1 protein-coding gene is annotated in these 497 nt (G+C 67.0%); it reads right to left on the reverse strand.

The window, feature by feature from the left end; genetic code table 11:
- Window positions 1-9 precede the first annotated feature (9 nt).
- The gene (locus JT723_RS34695; RefSeq protein WP_200363122.1) at window positions 10-483 is read right to left on the reverse strand and encodes a nuclear transport factor 2 family protein; all 474 of its coding nucleotides are present in this window, start codon (window positions 481-483) and stop codon (window positions 10-12) included.
- Window positions 484-497 lie beyond the last annotated feature (14 nt).

The raw sequence follows: 497 nt of genomic DNA on the forward strand, positions 1-497 counted from the left end.
GGTGGCCGGTCAGAGGCCGAGGTCGCTCAGGCCGGGGTGGTCGTCGGGGCGGCGTCCGAGGGGCCAGTGGAACTTGCGCTCCGACTCCTTGATGGGGAGTTCGTTGATGGCGGCGTAGCGGTGGTGCATCAGGCCGTTGGCGTCGAACTCCCAGTTCTCGTTGCCGTAAGCACGGAACCAGTTGCCCGAATCGTCGCGGTATTCGTAGGCGAAGCGCACCGCGATGCGGTCGCCGTCGAAGGCCCACAGCTCCTTGATGAGCCGGTACTCCAGCTCCTTGTTCCACTTGCGGGTGAGGAAGGCGATGATCTCGTCACGGCCGGTGGCGAACTCCGCGCGGTTCCTCCAGCGCGAGTCCACGGTGTAGGCCAGGGCGACCTTCTGCGGGTCGCGGGTGTTCCAGCCGTCTTCCGCCAGGCGGGCCTTCTCTATGGCGCTCTCCCGGGTGAACGGCGGGAACGGGGGGCGTGCTTCGTCAGTCATGGCGCTTCCTTCGG

The sequence above is a fragment of the Actinacidiphila bryophytorum genome (assembly GCF_016916835.1).
Taxonomy (GTDB): domain Bacteria; phylum Actinomycetota; class Actinomycetes; order Streptomycetales; family Streptomycetaceae; genus Actinacidiphila; species Actinacidiphila bryophytorum.

Bases quoted from the DNA above. Each gene is read 5' to 3' on its own strand.
- JT723_RS34695 (WP_200363122.1), bottom strand. From the start codon at position 483: ATGACTGACGAAGCACGCCCCCCGTTCCCGCCGTTCACCCGGGAGAGC.